This window comes from Natrinema gelatinilyticum, assembly GCF_024266705.1.
Classification (GTDB): Archaea; Halobacteriota; Halobacteria; order Halobacteriales; family Natrialbaceae; genus Natrinema; species Natrinema gelatinilyticum.
In genome coordinates, this window is record NZ_CP100757.1 from 844368 (window position 1) to 869084 (window position 24717).

25 protein-coding genes and 2 pseudogenes are annotated in these 24717 nt (G+C 59.4%); 16 read left to right on the forward strand and 11 right to left on the reverse strand.

Annotated elements, in window-relative coordinates; translation table 11 throughout:
• Nucleotides 1-147: 147 nt before the first annotated feature.
• Nucleotides 148-1353, forward strand: a complete 1206-nt coding sequence (locus tag NJU76_RS22045) for an ABC transporter permease (protein WP_254532625.1) — start codon at nucleotides 148-150, stop codon at nucleotides 1351-1353.
• Nucleotides 1354-1395: 42 nt separating this feature from the next.
• Here the strand turns inward: NJU76_RS22045 and NJU76_RS22050 are convergent, their stop codons facing one another.
• The 4 genes and pseudogenes from NJU76_RS22050 to NJU76_RS22070 all read right to left on the reverse strand — a co-directional run bounded on the left by NJU76_RS22050 (nucleotide 1396) and on the right by NJU76_RS22070 (nucleotide 4212).
• Nucleotides 1396-1605 (reverse strand): hypothetical protein, encoded by a 210-nt coding sequence (locus tag NJU76_RS22050; protein WP_340681242.1) that lies wholly within the window; start codon nucleotides 1603-1605, stop codon nucleotides 1396-1398.
• A 127-nt stretch (nucleotides 1606-1732) separates the two neighbouring features.
• A pseudogene (locus tag NJU76_RS22055) lies at nucleotides 1733-1969 on the reverse strand (transposase); the annotation flags it as partial.
• Between the two features lie 578 nt (nucleotides 1970-2547).
• Nucleotides 2548-3426: an amidohydrolase family protein gene (locus NJU76_RS22065; RefSeq protein ID WP_254532626.1), complete on the reverse strand. Its 879-nt coding sequence runs from the start codon at nucleotides 3424-3426 to the stop codon at nucleotides 2548-2550.
• Between the two features lie 117 nt (nucleotides 3427-3543).
• Entirely contained in the window at nucleotides 3544-4212 is a 669-nt protein-coding gene (locus NJU76_RS22070; RefSeq protein ID WP_254532627.1) for a helix-turn-helix domain-containing protein, read from the reverse strand.
• A gap of 89 nt (nucleotides 4213-4301) precedes the next feature.
• Between NJU76_RS22070 and paaA the strand changes: the two genes are divergently transcribed.
• The 5 genes from paaA to paaE are packed head-to-tail and all read left to right on the forward strand — an operon-like array spanning nucleotide 4302 to nucleotide 7050.
• The gene (paaA, locus tag NJU76_RS22075; RefSeq protein WP_254532628.1) at nucleotides 4302-5246 is read left to right on the forward strand and encodes a 1,2-phenylacetyl-CoA epoxidase subunit PaaA; all 945 of its coding nucleotides are present in this window, start codon (nucleotides 4302-4304) and stop codon (nucleotides 5244-5246) included.
• Nucleotides 5247-5248: 2 nt separating this feature from the next.
• Nucleotides 5249-5563 (forward strand): 1,2-phenylacetyl-CoA epoxidase subunit PaaB, encoded by a 315-nt coding sequence (gene paaB, locus NJU76_RS22080; protein WP_254532629.1) that lies wholly within the window; start codon nucleotides 5249-5251, stop codon nucleotides 5561-5563.
• A complete protein-coding gene (gene paaC, locus NJU76_RS22085) occupies nucleotides 5563-6435 on the forward strand; it encodes a 1,2-phenylacetyl-CoA epoxidase subunit PaaC (RefSeq protein ID WP_254532630.1) in 873 nt (290 codons plus the stop codon). Before paaB ends, paaC begins: the two co-directional genes overlap by 1 nt.
• On the forward strand, nucleotides 6428-6880 hold the full coding sequence (gene paaD / locus NJU76_RS22090; protein WP_254532631.1) for a 1,2-phenylacetyl-CoA epoxidase subunit PaaD: 453 nt from the start codon (nucleotides 6428-6430) through the stop codon (nucleotides 6878-6880). Before paaC ends, paaD begins: the two co-directional genes overlap by 8 nt.
• 2 nt (nucleotides 6881-6882) lie before the next feature.
• Nucleotides 6883-7050, forward strand: a complete 168-nt coding sequence (paaE, locus tag NJU76_RS22095) for a 1,2-phenylacetyl-CoA epoxidase subunit PaaE (protein ID WP_254532632.1) — start codon at nucleotides 6883-6885, stop codon at nucleotides 7048-7050.
• 395 nt (nucleotides 7051-7445) lie between these two features.
• Here paaE and NJU76_RS22100 read toward each other — a convergent pair whose 3' ends face one another.
• Nucleotides 7446-7907, reverse strand: coding sequence for a MaoC family dehydratase (locus NJU76_RS22100; protein ID WP_254532633.1), 462 nt, complete (start codon nucleotides 7905-7907; stop codon nucleotides 7446-7448).
• A 122-nt stretch (nucleotides 7908-8029) separates the two neighbouring features.
• On the opposite strand from NJU76_RS22100, the gene paaI reads away from it, so the two are divergent.
• Nucleotides 8030-8425 (forward strand): hydroxyphenylacetyl-CoA thioesterase PaaI, encoded by a 396-nt coding sequence (paaI, locus tag NJU76_RS22105; protein ID WP_254532634.1) that lies wholly within the window; start codon nucleotides 8030-8032, stop codon nucleotides 8423-8425.
• Between the two features lie 127 nt (nucleotides 8426-8552).
• Here the strand turns inward: paaI and NJU76_RS22110 are convergent, their stop codons facing one another.
• Nucleotides 8553-9149, reverse strand: a complete 597-nt coding sequence (locus NJU76_RS22110) for a DDE-type integrase/transposase/recombinase (RefSeq protein WP_254532635.1) — start codon at nucleotides 9147-9149, stop codon at nucleotides 8553-8555.
• A gap of 124 nt (nucleotides 9150-9273) precedes the next feature.
• On the opposite strand from NJU76_RS22110, the gene NJU76_RS22115 reads away from it, so the two are divergent.
• Nucleotides 9274-10590: an RNA-guided endonuclease InsQ/TnpB family protein gene (locus tag NJU76_RS22115; protein ID WP_254532636.1), complete on the forward strand. Its 1317-nt coding sequence runs from the start codon at nucleotides 9274-9276 to the stop codon at nucleotides 10588-10590.
• Between the two features lie 45 nt (nucleotides 10591-10635).
• Here NJU76_RS22115 and paaK (NJU76_RS22120) read toward each other — a convergent pair whose 3' ends face one another.
• Together paaK (NJU76_RS22120) and NJU76_RS22125 are read right to left on the reverse strand one after the other, a co-directional pair.
• The gene (paaK, locus tag NJU76_RS22120; RefSeq protein WP_254532637.1) at nucleotides 10636-11925 is read right to left on the reverse strand and encodes a phenylacetate--CoA ligase PaaK; all 1290 of its coding nucleotides are present in this window, start codon (nucleotides 11923-11925) and stop codon (nucleotides 10636-10638) included.
• An 839-nt stretch (nucleotides 11926-12764) separates the two neighbouring features.
• Complete coding sequence (locus NJU76_RS22125) at nucleotides 12765-13535, reverse strand: IclR family transcriptional regulator (RefSeq protein WP_254532638.1); 771 nt, start codon at nucleotides 13533-13535, stop codon at nucleotides 12765-12767.
• 155 nt (nucleotides 13536-13690) lie between these two features.
• Here NJU76_RS22125 and NJU76_RS22130 point away from each other — a divergent pair, with 155 nt between their 5' ends.
• Both NJU76_RS22130 and NJU76_RS22135 read left to right on the forward strand, forming a co-directional pair.
• The gene (locus NJU76_RS22130; RefSeq protein WP_254532639.1) at nucleotides 13691-14017 is read left to right on the forward strand and encodes an EthD family reductase; all 327 of its coding nucleotides are present in this window, start codon (nucleotides 13691-13693) and stop codon (nucleotides 14015-14017) included.
• A complete protein-coding gene (locus NJU76_RS22135) occupies nucleotides 14010-15713 on the forward strand; it encodes a thiamine pyrophosphate-binding protein (RefSeq protein WP_254532640.1) in 1704 nt (567 codons plus the stop codon). Before NJU76_RS22130 ends, NJU76_RS22135 begins: the two co-directional genes overlap by 8 nt.
• Here the strand turns inward: NJU76_RS22135 and NJU76_RS22140 are convergent.
• A complete protein-coding gene (locus NJU76_RS22140) occupies nucleotides 15625-16209 on the reverse strand; it encodes a RidA family protein (protein ID WP_254532641.1) in 585 nt (194 codons plus the stop codon). The two genes, NJU76_RS22135 and NJU76_RS22140, sit on opposite strands and share 89 nt — an antisense overlap.
• Before the next feature lie 14 nt (nucleotides 16210-16223).
• Between NJU76_RS22140 and NJU76_RS22145 the strand changes: the two genes are divergently transcribed.
• Entirely contained in the window at nucleotides 16224-17186 is a 963-nt protein-coding gene (locus NJU76_RS22145; protein WP_254532642.1) for an NAD-dependent epimerase/dehydratase family protein, read from the forward strand.
• A gap of 91 nt (nucleotides 17187-17277) precedes the next feature.
• Here NJU76_RS22145 and NJU76_RS22150 read toward each other — a convergent pair whose 3' ends face one another.
• Nucleotides 17278-17751, reverse strand: a complete 474-nt coding sequence (locus NJU76_RS22150) for a VOC family protein (RefSeq protein ID WP_254532643.1) — start codon at nucleotides 17749-17751, stop codon at nucleotides 17278-17280.
• A 135-nt stretch (nucleotides 17752-17886) separates the two neighbouring features.
• On the opposite strand from NJU76_RS22150, the gene NJU76_RS22155 reads away from it, so the two are divergent.
• On the forward strand, nucleotides 17887-19155 hold the full coding sequence (locus tag NJU76_RS22155; protein ID WP_254532644.1) for a M24 family metallopeptidase: 1269 nt from the start codon (nucleotides 17887-17889) through the stop codon (nucleotides 19153-19155).
• A gap of 46 nt (nucleotides 19156-19201) precedes the next feature.
• Here the strand turns inward: NJU76_RS22155 and NJU76_RS22160 are convergent, their stop codons facing one another.
• Nucleotides 19202-21193, reverse strand: coding sequence for an oxidoreductase (locus NJU76_RS22160; protein ID WP_254532645.1), 1992 nt, complete (start codon nucleotides 21191-21193; stop codon nucleotides 19202-19204).
• A gap of 344 nt (nucleotides 21194-21537) precedes the next feature.
• On the opposite strand from NJU76_RS22160, the gene NJU76_RS22165 reads away from it, so the two are divergent.
• The 4 genes and pseudogenes from NJU76_RS22165 (at nucleotide 21538) to NJU76_RS22180 (ending at nucleotide 24661) form a co-directional block, all read left to right on the forward strand.
• Entirely contained in the window at nucleotides 21538-22542 is a 1005-nt protein-coding gene (locus NJU76_RS22165) for an LLM class flavin-dependent oxidoreductase (protein WP_254532646.1), read from the forward strand.
• 50 nt (nucleotides 22543-22592) lie between these two features.
• Nucleotides 22593-23879 (forward strand): phenylacetate--CoA ligase PaaK, encoded by a 1287-nt coding sequence (gene paaK / locus NJU76_RS22170; RefSeq protein WP_254532647.1) that lies wholly within the window; start codon nucleotides 22593-22595, stop codon nucleotides 23877-23879.
• Nucleotides 23873-24168 (forward strand): annotated as a pseudogene (locus NJU76_RS22175) (AMP-binding enzyme); the annotation flags it as partial. The gene paaK (NJU76_RS22170) and the pseudogene NJU76_RS22175, both read left to right, overlap by 7 nt.
• Nucleotides 24169-24277: 109 nt before the next feature.
• Entirely contained in the window at nucleotides 24278-24661 is a 384-nt protein-coding gene (locus NJU76_RS22180; RefSeq protein ID WP_254532648.1) for a PaaI family thioesterase, read from the forward strand.
• The last annotated feature ends 56 nt before the right edge of the window (nucleotides 24662-24717 follow it).

Consider the following 24717-nt stretch of genomic DNA (forward strand, 5'->3'; position numbering starts at 1 on the left):
GCGTCGTCGAGGTCGAATCGCGGGTCACTACCGTTGACGACTGTGACGGCGCGTCGCTTAAACGTTATCAAAGAATCGTACCGAAACCCTCTTGGCCGTCGGTTTAGTGGTTCGACCAACCGCCACGAGTCGCGGACTGATAGAGCAATGGGAGCAGACGAGGATGCCACCGATTCGACCGCCGTCGATACGATCGGCGAGCGCGAACTCGACCGGACCGGATTGTCGTCGAACCGCTCACCGTTGCCAGCGCCATCGATACGGACCGCGGGTTTTCTGGTCTCCGCCGGCGTGGTCGCGGTCGTCGCAGGGTACGATCTGTTCGTTCGCGCCAGCGGTGGCCCGCTCGCGTTCGGGTGGTACCCGGACCCGATCGACTGGCTGTTTCTCCTGTCGTTCCAGGTGCTTGGCTGGTACGTCGCGGTACCGCTGGTGGCGACGCCGAGACGGACCCTCCGCCGCCTGTGGGAGTTGCGGGCGAATCCGACGGTCCTCGCGAGCGTCGTCTACCTCTGCATCTTCGTTCTGGTGGGAACGATCGGCGCGTGGCTCGTCGGTACGCCCCACTCGGATCTCACCCAATCGATGCAACCCCCTGCGTTTTTGGGCGTTCCCGAGTTCGTGCCGGGACAGTGCGTCGGACCGGTCGAGGACGGTACCTGCCACGGGACGCTTCGGCACCCCCTGGGAACGAGCGCCCACGGCAAAGACATGGTCGCCGTCGTCGCCGTCGGGGCGCGCGTGAGCCTGCAGGTCGCGGTGATCGTCGCCGCGATCGTGGCGCCTCTCGCCGTCGCGGTCGGCGCGACGGCAGGGTTCGTCGGCGGCATCGTCGACGACGCGCTCGTGAGTTACATCGAGATCCAGCGATCGATACCCCCACTCGTCGCCTACGTCGTGCTCGTCTACCTCTTCGGCCCGAGCCTGCACCTCTTCGTACTCGTGTTCGGGCTGCTCGGGTGGGGCGGGGTCGCCCAGATCGTCCGGAGCGAGGTGCTCCAGTGCAAACAGGAGCAGTTCGTGCGAGCGGCGAGGTGCCTGGGAGGCGGGCCACTGTACGTCCTCCGTCGACACGTTCTGCCCAACATACGGGAGTCCGTCGCTGTCGCGACGACCCAGCAGATTCCCGCGGTACTGCTCGCGGAGGCCGCCGTCGCGTTTTTGCGGTTGAACGACGGCGCTACGCCCTCCTGGGGTGAGGCGATACTGGTCGGGTTCGGGAGTCAATACAAGTTTAGCGATGCGTGGTGGCTCACGACGATCCCAGTCGCGTTTCTCGCGGCGACGATCGTCTCGATCGCCGTCATCGGCGACTGGCTCGGCGACGATCGCAGCCATCGATCCGTCCGGTGACTGGGAGGTGATCTCCCGACGGGATCGACGAGGGAGTGGTTCTTACACCGACAGGCCTCGGATCTCGACGGCGGCACCGTCTTCGACCCGACCGATCACCCGTCCCTCGACGGCCGCCGCCAGCGCGTCGGCGTCCGTCTCCGACACCGAGATGACGAACCCCGTTGCCACGTCGAACGTCCAGTGCATCTCTTCGTCCGACACCGACTCCGCCTTCTGGATGAAGTGGAGGAAGTCAAACGCGGATAGCATAACGTAATGAGATACTCACTTGAACGACGGTGGCGACGTTTTCTCGTTGCCTCAAACTGACCCGTGCACTTCGTCTCGTGCGAAGTGCTGCTCAGGTTGCTTCCCTATTGCGGCCCTATGGTAGAAGTCAGAAATAAATACTCACTGTTGGCGCGGAGGGCTGATTAATCGCTGTTGTAACGTCGTATAGTAATTCAAAGAAGCGAATGCTGAGTGCCGCTTGGAGTTGTCTTCACCACTCTTCAACCGAATTTCGCTCTAGTGAGTACGCTGGCAACGTTACGAAGGCGAGGTTGTCGCGGGCCGCCAAGTCCGTAACGGCTGTCGCCTGGAAAGACGGCGCTCCATCCAGCACGATGATCAGAACACGGTGAGTTCAGTCTGCGTAACGCCGTTTTTGGACGCTATCGCCGCTAAGAGCCGTTGTATCGGCTTCTTTTCCCCAGGTTGTCGAGGATATCTTGTAATTTCTTGACAGGGATCTTGGCGAGATGTTCCACTGTTTTAGCAACATTTTTGAGTAAAAACTTCTAACGGTTGCTAGAGTTTGATCGTGGCGTAGTCTCATGTAGTTCGGCAGTCGACATTCGTCGCAATTGCTCATTTGTTAACACCTCGATGCGAGAAATACCTTGTCTCAGCGTCTGACAGCGTCGTTTCGATTTCCAGTATTTTCAGGGTTGTCTCCGGTGGGCTTCGTTCGAACCCTCGTACCCCGTTCGAGGAGATACATTGTCTCGAACGACGACGGAATATTGTTAGAGATCGTAGGGTACTCACACTTTTCCTGATCACACACTGTGAGAAGAGTCCTATGACTCCCTCCTGGCCATACCAACCAACCCATCGACCGAGGAGGAGTGGCTTTCGGCCATAGCCGTCTGGAACACTGCTCCAAAACAGATACGACTCTTACCAAAATCGAAATATACTCAAGACAGACTATGAGAGTCCGAGGAACCCTTCAGCGTTCTCGTAGAGAATCTTTCGCTGGACCGACTCATCAAAGTCGGTATGTTTTGCGAACGATGCAAGCCAGTCTTCGGGATGGATCATCGGGTAGTCGGTCCCGAACATCACCTTGTCCTGGAGGACGGACCCGGCGTAGTGGAGGACCTGATCGTCGATGTACTTCGGGATCCACCCGGAGAGATCCATGTAGACGTTGCCCTTCTGCTGGCAGACGGCGAGTTGCTCTTTCTCCCAGGGGAACGCGGGATGGGCAAGTAGGATCTGGAGGTCAGGATGGTTGGCAGCCACCCGGTCGACGAGTATCGGATCACCGTACTCGATCCGCAAGCCGCGACCGCCGGGACTGCCAGCTCCGAGCGTCGAGTTGCCGCCGTGGAAGATGACTGGCACGCCTAGATCCTCGATGGTGTTCCAGAGGTGCGTGTGACGGTCTGCAGATGGGTCGAAGCCCTGGGCAATCTGCTGGAATTTGAACCCGTCGAGGTCCAGGTCTTCGACACACCGAATTGCTTCCTCGACGCAGTCGTCTTTTAACGGATCGACACTCCCGAATCCAATGAAGAACTCGGGGTGTTCATCTCGGATCTCGGCCACGTAGTCGTTTGGAACCGGTGGGCTGCCGGTGTTGGTTTCGGCGTCCCACCCCAGCAGGATGGAGCGCCCGATCCCCACTTCTTCGTACTCCTCGAGCATCGCCTCGTAATCCCACGTCTCCAACTCGGTTCCAAACTTGTTTGCGGCGTCTTCCATCATCTCGCCGCCTGCGTCGTGCAGGAACTCGCTCGTGGGCTGGTGGGCGTGCGTGTCGATGAGCCGCTGGCTGTCGATGCCAGGCAGGTCGATCTCCATAGTTGAGGTGTTTCGCTCGACAATCAAAACCTTATGGATTTCTGGCCGGTCGAAGGTGATCCGTCGGGTAGATCCATCGTTGATTCGTATATAGCAGTATCCTGAACCGGTCCATAATTAATTGTCGTTGCTAGCCTGCTGGTCGACATCGGAGAACAGTTCCGAAAACAGCGCCTCCTGTGCTCGACGAAGCCGTTCGAGGAAGGCCGTCTTGCTAATGTCGAGTGCGTCTGCGACCTCCTCTGCAGTCGTCTGCCGGGGAACCTGAAAGTAGCCAAGCTGCAGTGCATAACGGAGGCTCTCTTCCTGTGCTGGGGTAATATCCCACTGCTTGTCGACCGCCTCGTCGTTCTCGGGTCGCATCGAATACACCCGTTTGAGTTGAATCCCGACAGTCTGACCTGCAGTCTCCAATACATTTTTGAGGATATCATTCCCGACGACTGCCCCCATCAAAATTGCGTTCCCGTTTTGGTACGTTAGTGATTCGGCTATGAAGCCGGTACTGATGAGTTCGTGGACGACACAGCGATACAGCGACAGACACCGGTAGTTGTATCGACCATCTGTCTTTGCCTGATAGAGGTAACGAATGCGGTCGTCGCTATCGAGTTCCGCCGTCAGTTCATCCCCACACGAGGAACTGAACCGGAGCAAGACGTTTCCATCGTCACGCAACAGTGGCGGGGCAGAATCGACGGTTCCCTCAAGGTTGCGTGTCGCGTCCGCGAGCGGGCAGTCGTCGCCCTCAATACGGAACTCCGTCATCAGGCACTCGTCTATCATCACCTGTCGTTTCGGGATAAGAGTATATAAATCCAGTCTATAGACTGCACAATTAGTAAGCACCGACCGCCCATAGTACATGATGAACAATGAACGTCGAGGAAGTCAAGGAACGTGCGGGTCCACGGGAATTCAGCCCGAAGGACGACCTCCCGGAGGAGTATCGGAAGGCAGCGACCCGAATGCTCGAATTCCACGCCAACAGCGAAATCATGGGCGCGTATTTAGAGCGGCCGTTCATCCGCAAGGCACCGAGCTTGGAGCGGAAAATGGCTTTCAGCGCCAAGGTCCAAGACGAGATCGGTCATGGGCAGTTACTCTACCGGGCCGCTGAATCGCTGGGCATCAAGACCCGCGAAGAGATGCTCGACGATCTGGCCGAGGGCAACGGAAAATTCCTCAACTGCTTTCACTACCCCATGGACTCGTGGGTCGAGACGCCGATGATCGCGTTCTTCGTCGACGGGGCGGCGATGCGCCGACAGGCGACACTCAAGAAGTCCAGCTGGGAACCCTACGCCCACGCAATGGACAAGGTCTGTTTCGAGGAAGGCTTCCACGTCAAACACGGCGAGAGCATCCTCAGTGAGCTGATGAACGGCTCGAAGAAAGAACAGGAGATGACGCAGGAAGCCTTCAACAAATGGTGGCCGCGCATCCTGCAGTTCTTCGGCCCAACTGACGACCAGTCGTCTCACCACGACTTCTCTGCGGACGTTGGCCTGAAGGTCATGACTAACGATGAACTCCGGAATGCGTTCCTCAACATGTACCTCCCCAAGGCCAAGAAGTACGGCCTTGAGATCCCGGACAAGCCGCAGATCCGTGAGAACGGCGACGGCACGTACGATGTCGTCGAGGACGACCTCGACTGGGACGAGTTCTTCACCATCGCGAAAAACGACTACGAGCCCGGCGTCGGTCAGATCAACAGTCGTAAGCGCGCACAGGACGCAGTCGAATGGGTCCGCAACGCCCTCGACGAACAGGAAGCGCTCGCAGCGGACGGACAATCACCACAGGCGGCTGACTAACAATGATTTGGGAAGTTTTCCGACAGAACCAGGCGGGTGACTATCACACCCACTGTGGCAACGTTCATGCACCTGACCGTGAGATGGCGCTGCTGTTCGCGGAGGTCCAGCACGGCCGACGCAAGCCGACCAACAGTCTGTGGGTTGTTCCTCAGGACGAGATTGGCGAGGTCGACACCGAGGACGCGAAGTTCGGCGGGACGACGAACAAGTCCTACCGGTTCGCCCGAACGTACAACGTCGAGCCGGCGGCCGAAGAAGTCGAGGCCTCCGAAAAAGAACTCACCGAAGCAGAGCGCAAGCAAGGTGAGGCATAATGGCGGCCGCTGACGAGGTCACGTTCGCCGACACCGATGACCTCGACGAGGCCGAGCAGGAAGCGGTGCAGGCCCTGCTCTTCCGTCTCGCCGACGATGAACTCGTCTTAGCCGAGCGCTACACCGAGTGGCAGGTCCGCGCCCCGACGCTCGAGTCGGACATCTCCATGGCAAACATCGCACAGGACGAACTGGGCCACGCCCGCCTCTGGTATGAGGTGCTCAAGGACTTCGGTTACGACGAGACGGACCTGATCTGGGAGCGCGACGCCGCGGACTTCACTCATAGCACGCTCGTCGAACAACCCTTCGCAGAGGGTGACTGGGCCGACGCCATTGTCCGTGCCTATCTCTACGACGTGGCCGAGGATATCAGATTGCACGCACTCGAGAACTCGACGTTTGCGCCCATCCGCGACCGCGTCGGCAAGGTCCTCGGCGAAGAGGACTACCACCTCGAGTACGCAACGAACTGGCTCGAGCGCCTCGCAGCCGACGACGAGGGCCGCAAGAACGTGCAGGACGCTGTCGACCGGCTGTACCCCTACGCGCTGACGCTCTTCGAGCCGACCGATGAGGACGTCGAAGCCACGATTGTCGAACGTGGCCTGCGGAGCGAGGCACTCGTCGAACTCCGAGACGAGTGGCACGACCGTGTCAGCACCTTCCTCGAGTCGATCGGGATCGACGTGCCGGGGATCGACCTCCCCGAGCAGTACGACATCCACGTCTCGCCGGACGATCTGCCAGCGCAGATTGGCCGTGACGGGAACCACACCGACGACTGGGCATCGCTCCTAGACGAGATGACGGAGGCCTACGACGAACTCGGTCGCGACTACGCCACCCACATCATGGACGACGATGAGTAGCGAGTACGAGCGCCCGGAGCGTGACGATGACGCGACGGCTTGCGCCTATACGAGCTACGACAGCGACGAGGATGTCGAATACGACGAGAAAGAGTCCGTCGAGGGCGAGGTGCCAGCCACCGGGACGGGAGCCGAAGGCGTCGAGCGCTGCGTCTGGCAGGCCCTTTACGAAGTCGAGGACCCGGAGATGCCAATCTCCATCGTCGACCTTGGGCTCATCTACGGCGTCTCCGTTGAGGACGGTGTCGCCGCAGTCGACATGACGCTGACATACACCGGGTGTCCCGCCCGTGACATGCTGATCAACGAGGTCAAACAGTCCGTGGCCGCCGTTGATGGCATCGACAAGGCGGAGATCTCCGTGGTCTGGTCGCCCGGCTGGACCGTCGACATGGTCACCGAACAGGGCAAAGAATCGCTCCGCGAATTCGGACTGAGTGTCTAACCATGCGCAACCTAGATCCCAGCGTCGATACGTCCGGGAAGTTCGAGCAGGCCGAGTGTCCCTACTGTGGCTCGGAGAACACCGAGCGCGACCATCCAAAAGGGCCATCGCTCTGCCGGTCGATGCACTACTGCAACGACTGCGAGCAGCCCTTCGAGAAGTTCGCGTAGCCGCTCTGTGCCGCGTGTGATGCGCGGCCGTTCCTGGATCGTCAGTACCGACTCACCACCGCCGACCGCATCGCGACCGTATTATCGACGCGGTCGGCCCACCAACTGGGCTTCCATTTCCATTCTGGTTTATGTCGATGTCATCGACGGAGTTCACGGACCGTGGAAATAGATCGATACTACGGCTCTTCGTTCGACTGTGTCTCCAATCGAACTGCGGAGAGACCATACGCAACACCTCACTGTATGGATTACCGACCGTCCGAACATGCGTTCTCAGCTCTGATCTCGCCGTCACGCCTCGCCGTCACGCCATTCGAGAAACAGGATGTCAGACGACTTGGTGAGGGGGACGGGCTCCTCTTGAGCGTTACCGTCCAAACGAAGACGGTGCCTCAGTCCTTTTTCTTGATAAGGAACTTCATGTCGCCCTCGAGGACGGTGGTGCCGTCCTGATTTTCCATCTCCGTGTCAAGGACGACGAGTCCGGCGTCGTCACGACCGACTTCTTTCGTCTTCGTGACCACCATTTCGAGCTGAAGCGTATCGCCGATGAAGACCGGGTTGGGAAGATCCATGTAGTTCATGCCCAGGAACGCGAGCGCGGTCCGCTCAACAATGCCGGTGCGATAGACGAACCCGGTCGCCTGCACGAACGTCATGGGGCCGTGGGCGATGCGTTCGCCGAAATCGTCCTGTTCGGCTGCGTACTCTTTGTTGGTGTGCAGTTCCGTCCAGTCTCCGCTAAGTGCCGAGTGCATCATGAAGTCCGACTCCGTGACGGTCCGGCCAACGCTGATGAATTCCTGCCCTTCTTCGAAGTCCTCGAAGTGATGTGGCTCGTAACTGTAGGCCATGCTCCGATTTCGCAAACAGTCATTAAATAACTTTACATTCTGATTCTTCATCCCAATAACTGTTATCTGTGTTACCAATCACCAATACGTATTTACGTCAGCTTTCTGTATGAGTCTTCTGTATGTCGGACGTATCTGGCGAAACACGGTCACGTATTGACTCCGATCCATACTGCGAGACGCTCGGTATCGAGATCGTTGCGCTAGATACAGGATTCGCTCGTATGGAGCTGACGATCACCGAGGAACTGCTGAATTTTCATGGAACTCCCCACGGAGCTGCAATCTACTCGCTTGCGGACGCCGCGTTCGCTGCGGCGTCGAATTCCCACGGCGATGCCGCCGTCGGACTAGAGGCAAACATCTCATATCTGGAAGCCGCCGACACTGACGAGACGCTCACGGCCACGGCTGAGGAGACGCACATCTCCGGTCGAACTGCAGAATACGAGATTGTAGTAACGGGCGAAAATGGGAACAGAGTTGCGACATTCCGCGGACGTGTCTATCGTCCCTGAAACATGTCGTTATACGAAATCAAGGAGAATACCTGCGCCTTTAGGCGCAAGATGAATCCGACACTATCCTATACTAACCACCGTTCGATGGCATGGCCGGATATTCCACGCCCTAAGGGTGTCAGCGTTAGCACCTCGCATTGTGAATGCACGCGAAGGCTTTCGTCCAACGATCAACTGATTGCCACGAACTCCGATACGGAAACCGATCGAAGAACCGCCTGATGCGGAGTTTGAACGGGCTAAACCACGATTCGACGATCGAGCGATCACCCCACGTTTCTCGGCGCGATTCACACGGCAGATCGAGCTCGTCGAGGCTCCAGTTGTACCAGGGTCCGCGATCAACGACAATCACGGGCCGTCCTCGAACGGTGTCGAGGACGGCCCGCAGGAACAGCAACGCGTCGAGTTCAGAGCGACCGGGCGAGGCCTCGACGTGGATCACTTCGTACGTCTGGCGATTGATCGCCGCCCAGACGTACACCTCGCGGTCGTCGACGACCACTGTTCCGTGCTCGTCAGGTTCCGGCTCGAACAGGTCAGCCAACGCGGTATACCACTCGTGGACCGTCTGGTGCAAGTGGCCGAGCCACTCGCCCACCTGGCGGTAAGACAGGCCAAGATGGTACAGAAATGCCGCCTCAATCCGTTGGTCGGTCGGTGTGTCCTCGCGTGAAAACACTCTTTGCTCGCGTGCTCGTTTCACTAGTTGGTCGAGCATTGAGTTCACCAACTCCCACTAGCTCGACCATTTCCATACTGCCATCGCTGACACCCCTCTCCACGCCCTAATCTAAACATTCATAATACGACACTCCATAACCAGTTATGAAGGCGTTTCACGAATGCACATCCACCGCACTTACCGAGCGAAAATCCGCAACCACTCACAAGTGGAACGGATGTTCGACCTGCACGGATGGAGTGCATCGAAGCTGTGGAACGTTGCAAACCATCACTCCCGCCAAGTGTGGGACGATACGGGCGAGATTCCCGACGATTCGGACTTGAAAAGCGAGTTGAAAGGTCACACAACTTACAAAGGACACCATTCTCAGTCCAGTCAGCGCGTTCTGGAGGAACTCGCTGAAGCCTTCAACTCGTGGTACGGCAAACGCAAGAACGACTCTCGGGCAAATCCGCCCAGCTACCGCAAGAAAAACTACTACGACAACGATGGCAACCGTGTCCACGAAGAACACCCACGTAGCACGGTAACGTGGAAGCAGAAGGGCATCCGTCACGACACAAAGCACAACCGAGTTCGACTCTCGAAAGGTGCGAATCACAAAGACCACCCGAGAGACTGGGACTATATCCTCGTTGAATACGAGACTCGTCCCGAAGTCACGGTTGAAAACCTGCAACAAGTCAGGGCCGTCTACAGCAAGGCGGAGGAGCGATGGGAACTTCACCTCGTCTGCAAGCTCGAAGTCGAAACACCCGACGCTCCCGGTACCGAGACAGCGGGCATCGATCTCGGCATCTGCAACTTTGCCGCCGTCGCATACAGCACCGAGGATGCCGACTTGTACCCTGGTAATCGCCTCAAACAGGACGGCTACTACTTCCCGAAAGAAATCGCCACATGCGACGACTCGGGAGGTACTGAGGCCACACGATTACACCACACGTGGGCGGAGCGCCGAACCCACTTCTTCCACAGTCTCGCGAAACACATCGTCGAACGGTGTGTCGAGAAAGAAGTCGGGCGTATCACCGTCGGGAACCTCGATGGTGTCCGAGAGGATGAGACCGGCGAGTCAAAGAATTGGGGTCGGCACGGCAATCTTGACTTGCACGGGTGGGCGTTCGACCGCTTCACCACCATCCTCACGTACAAGGCGAAAATAGAGGGGATCGAAGTCGGAGAAGTGTCTGAGCGCGACACGAGCAAGACGTGTTCTGTGTGTGGTACGGAAGATGATAGTCAGCGTGTTGAACGCGGATTGTACGTGTGTGAGGCGTGTGAGGCGGCGTTCAACGCTGACGTAAACGGGGCGGAGAACATCCGTCTCGACGTGAATCAAAGTAACTCCGAGTCGTCGGCCAATTTGGACGAGGATAGGAGTACCGGCTGGTTGGCACAGCCCGGAGTCTACCTTCATGACTTGTCCCACGGATTCTCACCGAGGAAACAAGTGGTGGACTGCAAACCCTAATATCCCACCGCTCGGGATTCCTCTGGCTTAAGCCGGAGGAGGATGTCAATCGCGGTGGTCGTAAACGCGCTTGACCTTGCCGACCTCGGTACGGGCGATGCCGCCATGGTCGACGAGTTCGAGATCGTCCGGCGTAAACGAGAGGACGTTCTGCAACCGGGTCAGGATCACGTTTCTCAGTTCGTCCTCGTTGCGGTCGCTCTCTTCGGTTGTTTCGATAGTAAGTTCCATGACGTCGAGTGATCCTTCCTTAGCAAGGTCGATGCGGTAGTATGGGGCAACGCCGTCGATCTCGAGGACGACGTGTTCGATTTCGCTGGGATAGAGGTTGACACCGCGGACGATCAACAGATCGTCTGTACGACCAGTGACGTTATCCATGCGGACCATGGTGCGGCCACACTCACACTCGTCGTAGGTGAGCGTCGTGAGATCGCCCGTCCGGTAGCGCAGCACCGGCATGGCCTCTTTGGTGAGTGTGGTGAGGATGAGTTCGCCTTCTTCCCCTTCTTCGACGGGGTCACCCGTGCGTGGGTCGACGACTTCCGGGTAGAAGTGGTCCTCCCAGATGTGCAGGCCATCCTGGGCCTCGTGGCACTCGTTGGAAACACCCGGTCCGATTATCTCTGACAGCCCATAAATATCGATGCCGTTCACATCGAGTCGCTCTTCGATCTCCTCGCGCATCGGCTCGGTACACGGTTCAGCGCCGAAGATGATCGTCGAAATGGGGAGCTCTTTTGGATCGTGGCCCATCTCTTCGGCCGTCTCGGCGAGGTACAGCGCGTAGGAGGGCGTACACGCGAGCGCGTCACTCTCGAGGTCGGTCATCATTTCGATCTGGCGCTGTGTGCCGCCACTCCCGATGGGAATAACAGTCGCGCCGAGTTCTTCGACGCCGTAGTGAAGTCCGAGGCCGCCGGTGAACAGACCGTAGCCGTAGGCGTTCTGGACGGTGTCGCCCGGATTTACACCGCTAGCTTTCAGCGAGCGGGCGACGACTTCGCTCCAGACGCCGATGTCGTCGTCGGTGTAGGAGACGATTTTGGGCTTGCCGGTCGTCCCGGAGGACGCGTGGATCCGCGTGAGTTCCTCGTCGCCGACGGCGAATAAGCCGTCGGGGTACTCATCACGAAAATCCTCCTTGGTCGTCATCGGAAGCTTCGTGATATCCTCGAGGCTCTCGATGTCGTCCGGTTCGACGCCGGCGTCCTCGAGTTGCTCGCGGTAGAACGGAACGGTTTCGTACGCATGCTCGACCGTTTCGCGGAGGCGTTCCTCCTGGATCTCACGGATTTCTGCACGGTCTTCAGTCTCTATGGGTGCATACACCATATGTCGTGCGTCGATTGGAATACTACCATGAAAAATCATTCGGGTAGGGATTTCTCGATTTAGATACTACTAGCTGAGAAGCGCTTTTCATCATACCACTAACTGTTCAGTGACAATGAACGCATGTCGTCTACCGTCCACAGGCTACAGTCGAGGAATAGTCAGAGTAATCGCGCAACTGCGGGCTGATTTGGCATCAAATCATTTCCTGGGGAGTATTACAAATCAGTGTATTCGAAGACGGTGTTCATCCTCATTGAATACAGGGCTTCAGCGGCTCTCAGTGCCGGTACTGATCAATTATCGTGTGAACTCTTCTCCGCCTTCGAGAAAGAAGACCAGTACCCGGTTCTGTCTCACCGTGACCTCCAGTTGAAACAGCAGAAACAAGTAGTATGACGCGGGGTGTCGTCTCACATGCCGCTCCCAATTACAAGACTAAAACTGTAATGGCAAGCGGATTAGCTCCTTGTGACAAGTTGTCATCGATGTATATTCGAATAACTCGAATCGCTGAGGGAGATACAATGTTAACTACCACCATAGTATCTGGCCGTCGAAGGCCTATATTCGTAGCGACGCTAGTATCGGTCGCAACAATCGCCAGAGCGGTCCCGAACGTCAAACAATACGTTTACTGTGAGTGAACGGCGTCAGCGGAGGAGACACCTCGTTCTGACGGCTACTAGCGGACGAGGCGAGTATCCGTTCGACAGCATCGTGAGGGCCAAGCGAGGACGAACCGACGCATCGTAGTAGTCACTGGCCGGAGAGGCAGTCAAGTGAGTGGGGAGGAACTCGAAGCGGCGTTACTCTCGAGAATGCGCTTTAGGGGTCCGTCAGGCGTATGTGAGATTGATCGTGATCTCGTTTACCGTCCCGAGAAGCAGTGTTGGGAGTTCGTCCCGGAGGAACGTTCCCTCGAGGCGATTCGCGGGTCCAGAGATGCTAATCGCGCCGAGTGCGAACCCATTCTCGTCTTTGATCGGCGCCCCGATTGCGTGGAGTCCTTCGACAGATTCCTCAATGTTTAGCGCGTACCCGCGCTCGCGAATGGTCCTGATCTCTTCCCAGAGCTCGTCCTCGGTCGTTATCGTGTACTGTGTGTGCGCTGGCAACCCGTACATCTCAACGATCTTGTTGACCCGCTCGTCCGGGAGATATGCCAGTATCGCTTTTCCCGCGGCGTGCTGATGGAGGTAGTTCCGGTGTCCCAAGTGGGCATATGTACGTACAGAGCGTTTTCCCTGCGCGCCATAGATGTGGACGCTCCGTCCGTGTTCCTCGACGACACACCAGATCTTTTCGTCGGTCTCGTCGGCGAGTGCGTCGACTTTCGGTTTCACTTCCTGATAGAGTGGATACCTGTCTCGAGCGACGATGCCGTAGTCCAGAAACCGGCTCCCGAGGCGATACTTGTTGTCTTCCTCGATGAGGAAGCTATTCGCCTCGAGCGTCTTTAGATAGCGATGGGTAGTGCTCTTGGCACAGCCGAGATGGTCCGTTACTTCGGCGATCGTCGCAGGTCCGTTCTCCTTGAGGTAGTCGACGATGTCGATCGCTCGCTCGACGGTTTCGACGGGCCGGTCAACCTCGGGTGGGAGTGACATACAGTATTCGAGGGACCGCCTTCACTAAAGCTTGTTCAAGCTATTCGAATAGGCTGCCAGATCGAATTGGACATCTTGGCACTGATATCAGCAAAACAGTACTAGAACCGATAGTTATTAAACCAAAGAACGAGGACTGTGAGAGAGTTAGTACCATGATCAAGATGGTAGACTTCCTCGTCCGCACGGACGAGTTCAACCACGAGGAGTTCGCCGAGCGATGGCAAAGCGAGCACGCAGCAATTGCAAAAGACTTGCCAGGTCTCCGAAAGTACACTACGTCCGTCCCGACGAATCCAGATGCTGTGGAGTACGACGGCGTCCTTGAACTCTACTTCGACGACATGGCAGCACTCAACGAAGCCTTCGAGTCCGAAGTTGGACAGGAGGTCCAGGCCGATGCCGCCGAATTCATCGACCTCGAGGCAGGGCCGACACTCGTCGTCGACGAGACAGTGCAACTTGACGAGATCCATGACTAAGACTGGCGAGCGCATCGTCGAGGAACTGGACGCACAGGATGTCGAGTATCTGTTCGGATATCCGGGCGGTCGGGTCATCGAGATTCTCGATTTCGTTCCTGAGTCCGACGTGACCATGGTTCGCCCGCGCGACGAGCGTGAGGCGAGTATCATGGCTGAGATGTACGGACGGATGACGGGCAAACCTGGCGTCCTTACAGGGCAGGGACCGTGGATCGGCAGTCTCGGTGCTATCGGCCAGATGGAGGGCAAACTCGCGTCCTCACCGATGGTCGTCATTACGGAGGCCAGCGAGCGCGGTGACTACTCCACGCTTGCACCCTACCAGCAGGCACGGGGCGATTACGGCGGACTGGACCTCCCCTCGGCGCTCGAGGCGTACACCAAAGAACACTGGTTCCCCCGCTCGCCGACGGAAACTATCCGCAGTCTGCAGTTGGCGTTTAAACACGCGACGGCCGGCCGCTCCGGACCGACTGCCGTCATCCTCGACGGTGATGCCGTTTCGGACGAGATGCCCGAGGACCCAGTGCCACCGGTCTGGGATGGCCACGATCAGGTACAAAACTGGGAGGCACGCCCCGATGCCGACGACCTCGAGATGGCCGTCGACGAACTGGCAGCCGCCGAGCGCCCGGTCATCATCGCCGGCAACGGCGTCCACTCCGCGGGCGCGTACGACGAACTGATGGCGGTTGCCAAAGCAACCGACGCTGTCGTCACAACCTCCTATCTCGGCAAGTCGACGTTCCCCGAGACACACGAGCAGGCTGCAGGCGTCATCGGCTCGTTCGGCCACGAAGGAGCCAATCAGGTCGTCAGCGAGGCCGACGTGTTGCTGGTCGTCGGGTCCCGGCTCAACCCGATGGACACGAACTGGCAGGCCCCCGGTTTCATCCGGCCGGACGAGCAGACGATTATCCACGCTGATATCGACACGCGCAACGCCGGGTGGGTCTACCCTGCTGACGTCGCACTCATCGGCGATGCAACGCAGAGCCTCTCTGACCTCGCGGACGCGCTCCCCGCTGACGTGAGCAACGACTGGGCATACGATCGGGCCGCTGAGGCACGGGAGTCATTCGACGATCCAAAATGTGAGTCGGACGCCTCCCCCATCAAGCCCCAGCGCGCGGTCAAAGAAATCGAAGCCGTCGTCGACGAGGACACCATCGTCACGGCCGACTCCGGCAACAACCGCTTCTGGCTTCTAAACTACCTGCAGGCCCCTGATACGGGGACCTACTACGGCAGCGGTGGCGTCGGAAGCATGGGCTGGGCCACGCCGGCAGCCGTCTCGGCCGCAATCACGACGAACAAGGACGTCGTCGGTGTCGCCGGAGACGGTGGCTTCGCCATGACGATGACCAGCGTCGAGACTGCCGTCGAACACGGCGTCGCGCCGACGTTCGTCGTCTTGAACGATACGAGTCTGGGTATGGTCCGACAGATGCAAGATGAGGAGGGCGACATCGCCGGCGTCGAGTTCCACGACACCGACTTCGTCAAGGCTGCCGAAGCGTTCGGTGCCGAGGCAACGCGTGCAGTGACGCCCGACGAACTTGCCGACGCGCTCGAGGCGGGAACGAACGCCGACGTGCCGTTCGTCATCGACGCGCGTATCGATCGTGAGGAGGAGATGGGTGAGTCGCTCCAGTCATCGTTCTACGAACAGGTCGGCGGTCTCCACGAATAGTCGGGGGCTCCTTGTCGATTGGGACTTCGACCTCGAATTCGACGAGCAATCTTTCCTGTGCGAGTTGCTGTGGACCGAGCAGTGTGTGATACGGATACGGCGGTTCCGAGAACACGTCGTTCCACAGCGTAAAGAACGCCTCTCGACTGGCGAGAAAATCGACGACGTGTGCGGTTACTTTCGTCACGTCGGCCAGCGATCGATCGACGTCCTCGAGAAGCATCTCGACGTTTTCGAACGCTTTGTGTGTCTGTGCAGCAACGTCTTCACCCGCGAGTTCGAACGACTCGTCCCAGCCGACCTGCCCGGACGTGTAGCGGGTACCGTCAGCGACGATACCGTGATTGGAGTCGATACTCGAGGCGTCGATGAGTCCATCCGGCTCGAGGCGTTGTCGTGCCAGACCATGACAGTTCCTGTGTGATTCGAAATAGATGACGGAAGACGTGTTGCTGAAACGTCGGTAATAACAACCTTTTTTATATTGGTACGTCACATCGTTGGTATACGATGACAGAGTCAACTGTACTCGTCACTGGTGGCACCGGCTTCCTCGGCTCGTACGTCGTCGAGGATCTGGTCGATACGGGACACGACGTCGTCGCCTACGACCTATCGACAGACGATCGAATTCTGGACAAACTGGGCGTCGCCGATGACGTCACCATCCGGCGGGGCGACGTCTCCGAGGCAATCGACGTCATCCGCGCGGTCAAAGAGACCGGCACGACACACATCATTCACTTGGCAGCGCTGCTGACCAACACCGCACGCGACAACCCGCGTGCGGCCCTCGACGTCAACGTCGCGGGAACGAACAACATCCTAGAAGCCGCACGCACGCTCGATGATCAGGTCGAACGGATCGCCTGGGCATCCAGTGCTGCCGTGTACGCGCCGCCGCACAACTACGACGGCGAGTACATCGACGAAGACGAACTCGTCTACCCCGACACGCTCTATGGGGCGACCAAAGAGTACAACGAACACCAGGCTCGGGTCTACTACGAGGACTACGACATCTCCCACGTCGGCCTGCGCCCGACCGTCGCGTACGGCCCCTACCGGGAGACCGGCGGCTCGGCGTTCCTCGCGAACATCATCGAGAAGCCGGCCCTCGAGGAATCGTTCAGCGTCGACTACGGCGATCAGGTCATCGACTGGCAGCATGCCCGCGACATCGCCCAGGCGTTCCGGAAAGCGGCATTTACTCCTGACGAAGACCTCAGTCAGCGGATCTACAACGTTCGCGGGGAACTCGCCACCATTCGCGAGGCCGCAGACACCGTTCGCGAGATCCTCCCGAATGCCGACCTCGACGTCTCCGACGACGGCGAACTGCCGTGGACCCAGAACCTCGACATGACCGCCGCACAGGACGACCTCGGCTACGAGGTCGAATACGACCTCGAGACCGGGTTCCGAGAGTACATCGACACGCTCCGCGAGGAGAACGGACTCGAGCCGCTCTGATCAGTTCTTCGTTCGATCTGCTGTACCGATGTACCGATGCAACCGCGAACCGACCTGCGGTCACACTAGAACTAATTGACAGGAGCCCGTATCAGGCTTCTTCTAACCGCTGGCCGTCGACGTAGAGCGCAGCTGCCGGCGGGCGGCCCTCGTCGTACCCCTCGTGGTACTCGAACAACTGGAACAGCGCCCCGGTTGGATTCGACGGGGGAACGAACGCCTCCGTCCAGTCGTCGTACTCCGTGTACTCGACGATCTGATAGCCGGCGTCCTCGAGCGCCGCGACGACGACCCCGATGTCCGCGACCTCGAAGGTGATGTGATGGAGTCCAGGGCCATGGTCGTCGAGATACTTGGTCAGGAAGGTGTCGTCACTCTCGGGCTCGATGAGTTCCAGTCGCGACGCGTCCATCCCGAAGTCGTACTGAGCCCAGCGGAAGCGGCCCGCGACTGACTCCTCGATGAGCTTCCGACAGCCGAGTGCGAACAGGATAGATTCGGCGTCGGCGATCGATTCGACGGCGATGCCGGTATGGTCGACACGAATCAGCGTCTCGTGAGCCATAGCCGTCAGTGAACGTGGCAACCAGTTATACGCTTGGGCGGGTTGCAGGCTGACAGCACGGCGACCCGACGTAGTGTGTCAGATGTCACCACCAAATCCGGAGTTTCATTAGCTCCCTCTGTGTACGTGGGTGTGATGTACGAGCGCGACTTCATGGAAGGAACGCGTGGAACCATGGCTGTCGACTGGGAAGAGCGCATCAACGTTCAGCGCATGCGCCGCGAGCGCAAGGACCGGGCGCTCGAGCGACTCCAGGATTCGGAGTTGGGGTCGATGTTGCTCATCAACGACCCGAACGTCCGGTATGTGACCGGGCTCGCGATGACCGGCGGCAGCGGTGCGGACCACTACACACTGCTCACGGAGGAGGGAGACATCGTCCATTGGGACACGGCCGATCACGCCTCGAACCAGCGGTTCAACTGCCCCTGGCTCGACGATATCCGGTATGCCTGTCCTGGCCTCGGGAACGTTCCCCGGGCCTCGGGGAGCCCCTCCGCGCGGCGCTGGCTCAAGGACAAAATGGCCGAGACGGTCTACGAGGCCATGGAAGAGTACGGCGTCGCCAAAGAGCCGCTGGGCATCGACGTGGCCAACGGCGCACTCGTCGAGAAGTTCGAGGACCGCGGCGTCGACGTCGACACGAACGCGGCCACAGACATCATGCTCGACGCGCGCAAGGTGAAGACCCGCGACGAGGTCGAGTGTCTCCGGCAGGTCGCAGCCATCTGTGAGGCGGGCTTTCAGGCCATCACCGAGAGCGCAACGCCCGGCAAGCGCGAGTCCGAGGTCTGGGGCGACGCGGTGGGCGAACTCTGGCGTCACGGCGCAATGGCCCAGGGCGGCTACGTCACCTCCGGCCCGAACACGTGGCCGAAGCATCAGGCCAACACGACCGACCGTATGATCCGCCCCAGCGATCTGGTCTACGCTGACTTCTACAACATTGGCTACTTGGGCTATCGCTCCTGTTACTACCGTACGTTCAGCATGGGAGAGCCCACGCAGGCCCAGCAAAACGCCTACGAGAAAGCTCGCGACGATCTCTACGACGTGTTAGAGCGCATCGAGCCCGGCGCGACAACTGACGAGATCTGCAAGGGTTTCCCGGACGAGGACGGCGAGCACATGAACTGGTACGACGCCGACGACTTCTGGCAGATGACGACCAACCACTGGGCCCACGGCCTCGGGCTCCAGCTATACGAGGTGCCACTGATCTGGCGTGGCCTCTCGCCGGACCACCCCATCGAGATCGAGGAAGGCATGACAATGGCCGTCGAGACGATGCAGCCGGCAGACCGCCAGGGCGTCCGTGTCGAGGAGATGGTCGTCGTCCGGGAGAACGGCGTCGAAATCTTGAGTCAATGGCCCGTCGAGGAGATTACGGTCATCGACTACTGAACGGCAGCGACTCGCGAACACCGCCCTGACGTGAACCGTCTGCTGACTACACCTGCCGACCGAGTTCGTGACCGGAATAAACGGCGTCGGCGATCCGCCGAGGTGAGACGCAGTCGCCGACAGCATGGACTTCCTCGATCTCGGTCGACTGCCGGAGCGAGTCGAGGTTCGCCGTGAGGTCGCGGTAAAGGTCGTCGATAGACTTTCGCATCGTCGTGAAGACGACGTAGTCTGCCTCGAGCGTGGTCTGCTCCCCCGAGTGAACGTTGACGGCGACGACGTCGTCGTCGCAGACTTCCTCGAGTGCGTGGTGAGTTACGAACTCGACGCCCGACTCGAAGAGGGTCGTGAATATCGTCCCCCGTTCGAACGTGTGTAACGCCTGATCGAACGCGCTCGCCCCCGGCGTTACGAACGTCACGTCGTTGTTGGCGGCGAGCGACTGGGTGACGCCGGCGCTCACGTTGTACCCCTCCTCGTCGAAGATCACGATGCGACGTCCCGAGGGATCGATCTCGAGTGCGTCTTCGGGAGTCAGCACGTGGTCGCGATTCCAGCCCGGGACGGGGCGGTGCGTTCCCGAGGTCTCGCCTTTCTCGGACCACCTCGCGCCAGTCGCGACGACGACGACCTCCGCACCGTAGCTTTCGACGTCGTCGTAGCTCATCTCGGCTCTGCTTCCCGTGTGGACGGCGACGTCGTCGAGTCGCTCGAGTTCCGTCGCCCGCCAGTCACGAACTCGGTTCCATTCGCCGAGGTCCGGCAGAGACCCTTCGAAGTTGACTCGACCGCCGAGGACGTCCTCCGTTTCATTGAGGTGGACGAGGTGACCACGTTCGCCAGCGACCCTCGCGAACTCCATGCCGGCCGGTCCGCCGCCGACCACGAGGATGGCTTTCGGTTCGGCTGCCTCGTCGTACTCCTCGGGCGGCCAGATCGCTTCCCTCCCGACCGTGGGATTCTGCGTGCAGGTGAGCGGGATTCCCTGTCTCGACTGCGAGACGCAGACGTTGCAGCCGATACATTCCCGGATCTCGTCGACGCGACCTTCCTTCACCTTTCGTGGCCAGTAGGGGTCCGAGATTGACTGGCGCGCCATGCCGACCATGTCCACGTATCCCTCCTCGAGGAGCGTGACCGCGTCGTCCGGATCGGTGATTCGCCCGGTGCCACCGACGGGAACGTCGAGTTCGTCGGTGGCAGCTTTCACGAAGTCCATCTGGTAGTTCTTCGAGTGGCGGCGGCTCGGTGCGATCATGTCGTCGATCGACTGTTTGACGCCGATGTCGATGTCCCAGAAGTCGAGGTCGTCGCCGACTCGCCGGACGATCTCGAGTCCCTCGCCATCCGCAGTCAGTCCACCCTCGACGCGTTCGTCGATCGTGTACCGGGCACCGACGGCCATGTCGTCGCTCACGTTCTCGCGAACGCTGTCGATGACTTCCCGGAAGAATCGCAGCCGGTTCTCGAGCGAACCACCGTACTCGTCGTCGCGATCGTTGTAGAACGGCGAGAGGAACTGCGAGATGAGGTATCCGTGTGCGGCGTGGAGTTCGACGCCATCGTAGCCCGCGCGACGCGCCCGGTCTGCTCCATCGCCAAACGCTTGGACGATCTCCTGAATATCGTCGTACTCCATCTCCTTGGGCGTGTAGTAGTTGCCGGTTGGAAGTTGTGACGCCGAAAGCGGCGGGCGGCGACTCCCATAGTTCCCGGCCGTCGCACCGCCGTGCCACAGCTCGACGAACAGTTTTCCGCTGTGGTCGTGAACCGTGTCGACCATCTCTCGCTGTGGTGGGATCGTCTCGTCGTCATGGATGAATCCCGAGTCGACGGGCGTGACGTCAGTTGACTCGTGGACCTGACTGTACTCTTGGACGATCAGGCCGAACCCACCCTTTGCTTTCTCAGCACGGAAGTTCGTCTGCTGGTCCCCGAGCCCGTACGCGTTCCCGTGTGGCGGCTGAAAAACTCTGTTCGGAACCGTTACGGGTCCGAGGTCGATCGACTCGAAGAGTACGTTATACCGGTCGGACATGTATTTCGTGTAGATATAGTATACGATAAAGCTGTTTCTACAGGCGGGGCAGGCCGAGTGCCTCGGGGCGTGACCCCGAGGCGGTTCACCACGGTCGTAGGCGACGGTTCGTCATCGCCGCTTGAGCGCCCCGAGAGTAGTTGATCAGGACGACGGCGTCGTGGACCCGTCATATCGGATCGAGGTCGCGAAATCGAACTGTTACCTGCGTCTCGTACGTGAACGTTGTCATGGGATGACTGTTCGACTCGACGAGCTTTGGTGTGACGGTCGGGCCGTCGTCTCCGGGCGGAACCTCGCCCCTTCGCCAAGGGTTAAGGCGATTCACCTGAATTGAGTGGTGTATGCAACTCGGCACTGGCCTGTTTACCTGTCAACAGCGACCGGACGACGACCGTTCGATGAGCGAGATCTACGACGAGATGCTCGAACTCGGCCGCGTCGTCGACGACGCCGGCCTCGACAGCGCGTGGGTATCGGAACACCACTTCCTCGACGACGGGTACATGTCGGGGATCACGCCTGCGCTGGGTGCGTTGGCGGCGGTCACGGACGACATCGAACTCGGGCCGTGTATCGCGCTGGCCCCGCTGTACGATTCGGTCCGCTTCGCCGAAGACGTCGCGACGATCGACCAGATCGCGGACGGACGGACGACGCTCGGTCTGTCGATCGGTTCGAACGTCGACGAGTTCGACGCGTTCGGCATTTCCACGGACGAGCGAGTCGACCGACTGACCGACACCGTCAACGTACTCCGTGGCGCGTGGTCTGCGGGCCCACTCGACTACGACCCCGAGTTCCACGAGGTTTCGGCCGACGTCGACGTGACGCCCAGACCTGCTCACGACGTCCCGATCATGCTCGGCGGCGCTGCCAAGCCTGCCGTTCAACGTGCTGCCCGCATCGGGGACGCCTGGTGTGCCCCTTCGGCCATCTCGCTCGAGGGCGTCCGCAAGCGCACGGACGACATCGAGAACGTCCGCGAACACGAGGAGGTCGACGGTGACTTTCAGGTCTACGTCCTCCAACACGGGTTCGTCGGCGACTCCCGCGAGGAAGCCTGGGAAGCGATGCGTGACGGCTACTTCTACATCCAGCGTCGATACGAGGAACTCTTCTCCGGCGAATCTGTCGACGAACTGTCCAACGAGCGAAAACAGGAACTGAAAGAGCAGGCCATCTTCGGCACGCCCGAACAGATCGTCGAGGAACTCGAGACGTACCGCGATGCGCTCGGCGACGACATCCACTTCATCTTCCGCACCTATCACCCGGGTACCGGGACAGACGAGATGGCCGAGTGTATTCGCCGCCTCGGCGACGAGATCCGCCCAGAACTGATCTAACCGACACGAGATAACGAATCTTTTTGAGGGGGTCTGTTCATCGTGTAGGTATGCGAGGTAGTAACGAGTCACTTGACCGAGCAGCACTCCATCAACTACAGACAGATCGGCTTGCAGAGACAGTCAAACGGGCATACGAAACCGTTCCGTTCTACCGCGAGCAACTCGAGGACGCCGGCGTCGAACCGGACGACATCGAGAGCCTCGAGGATATCACGACGCTCCCGATGACGACCAAGGAGGATTTTCGTGATCAGTACCCCGATGGCTTATTCGCCGTCGACGACGAGGAACTCACGCGAATCCACGCGTCTTCCGGGACGACCGGCAAGCCCAAAATCGTCTCCTACACCGACGATGACCTCGATATCTGGAGCCGAACGATGGCACGGTCGCTGGCCGCGGCCGGTGTCGAACCGGGCGACACCGTCCAGAACGCCTACGGCTACGGCCTGTTCACCGGCGGCCTTGGCTTCCATCAGGGAGCCGAGGAACTCGGCACGACGGTCGTGCCGACGAGCAGCGGCGGCACACAGCGACAGATCGAACTCGCACAGGACTTAGAGAGCGACGTCCTCGCGTGTACGCCCTCCTACGCACTATACTTCGCCGAGACGGCCGAAGAGATGGGACTGAACCCACGAGACCTCCCGATTTCTGTAATTGCCTACGGTGCGGAGACCTGCACTGAGCCGATGCGCGAGGAGATCGAGGAGCAACTTAATGCGACCGGGATCAACAACTACGGCCTCTCGGAGATCATCGGTCCGGGCGTCGCCGCGGAATGTCATGAGGCCCAGGACGGCCTGCACATCTGGGAGGACCACTTCTACCCGGAAGTCGTCGACCCACGCACGGGTGACCCCGTCGAAGAAGGGGAAGAAGGCGAACTCATCCTCACCACACTCACCAAAGAGGCCATGCCGGTGCTGCGCTACCGGACGGGCGATCTCACGACGCTCACCTACGACGAGTGTGAGTGTGGCCGCACCATGGTCCGCATGAAAAACATCACTGGTCGTGCAGACGATCTGTTGATCGTCCGCGGTGTCAACCTCTATCCCAGCGAAATCGAACACGTCGTCCTCGAGATCGACGGCGTTGCCCCATACTACCGCATCGACCTTGCTAAGGAAGGATCACTCGACGTCATGGAACTTACTATCGAAACAACCGAAGAGAGCAACCGCAACGAGGACGAACTGAGAAACGTGATCCTGACCCGGTTGCAGAACGTCCTCTCGTTTACGCCAGACGATCTCGAGCTCGTCGACCAAGGCAGCATCGCCCGTACCGAGGTCGGCAAGGTCCAGCGCGTCTACGACCACCGCAAGTGACCGCGATCGGCGCACCCGACGACATTAAAGGGACCGCCGTCGTCACGTACGCCGTCGTCACCGACAACGAGGGAATCGACGAGCTACGCGAGGAGCTGCGCACACGGGCCGGCACGGAACTGGGCAAGCCGTTCCGTCCGCGTGAAGTGTTGTTCGTCGACGAGTTCCCAAGACCCAGAGCGGTAACATCGTCCGCCGCATCATCCAGTCCGTCTACACGGGCGAAGAGTTGGGCGACCGCTCGAGCATCGAGAACTCCGACGCTATCGACGAGATCGATAACGATCGCTTGTGTTGCTCCTCTCGAGACACGATTCGGCCTGAATCGGGTAGTGCCCCATGTTACCATGACAAAAACCAGAACGTTTAATTAAACAGCAGAAAAAATGGCACTTGTCATGGATGTAAAAACGTTCTTCGAGAACATGCCGTTTGCCGACTTGCTCGGCGTTGATGTCACCGTCGCTTCGGACGGGCACGCCGAGGGAACCGTCGAGATGCGAGAAGAACTGTCCTGGAACGAAGACCGGATAATGGCGCACGGCGGCGTGACGTTCACTTTGGCTGACACCGTCGGCGGTGCCGCGCTCGTCTCGCTGGTCGACCAGCCAGTGCCGACCATCGATATGCGAATCGACTATCTGGAAGCTGGAACCGGCGATCTGCGCGCGGAAGCCGATGTCGTCCGGCTCGGGGGTGACGTCGGCGTCGTCGACGTCGCGGTCTACGCTGCCGACGACACGCAGATCGCGGACGCTCGCGGCGTCTACAAGACTGGATAGGTTCGATTTATACGGACTACTGTCAGTCAGTGCCGGTGCATCCGCAGGGCGGCCGC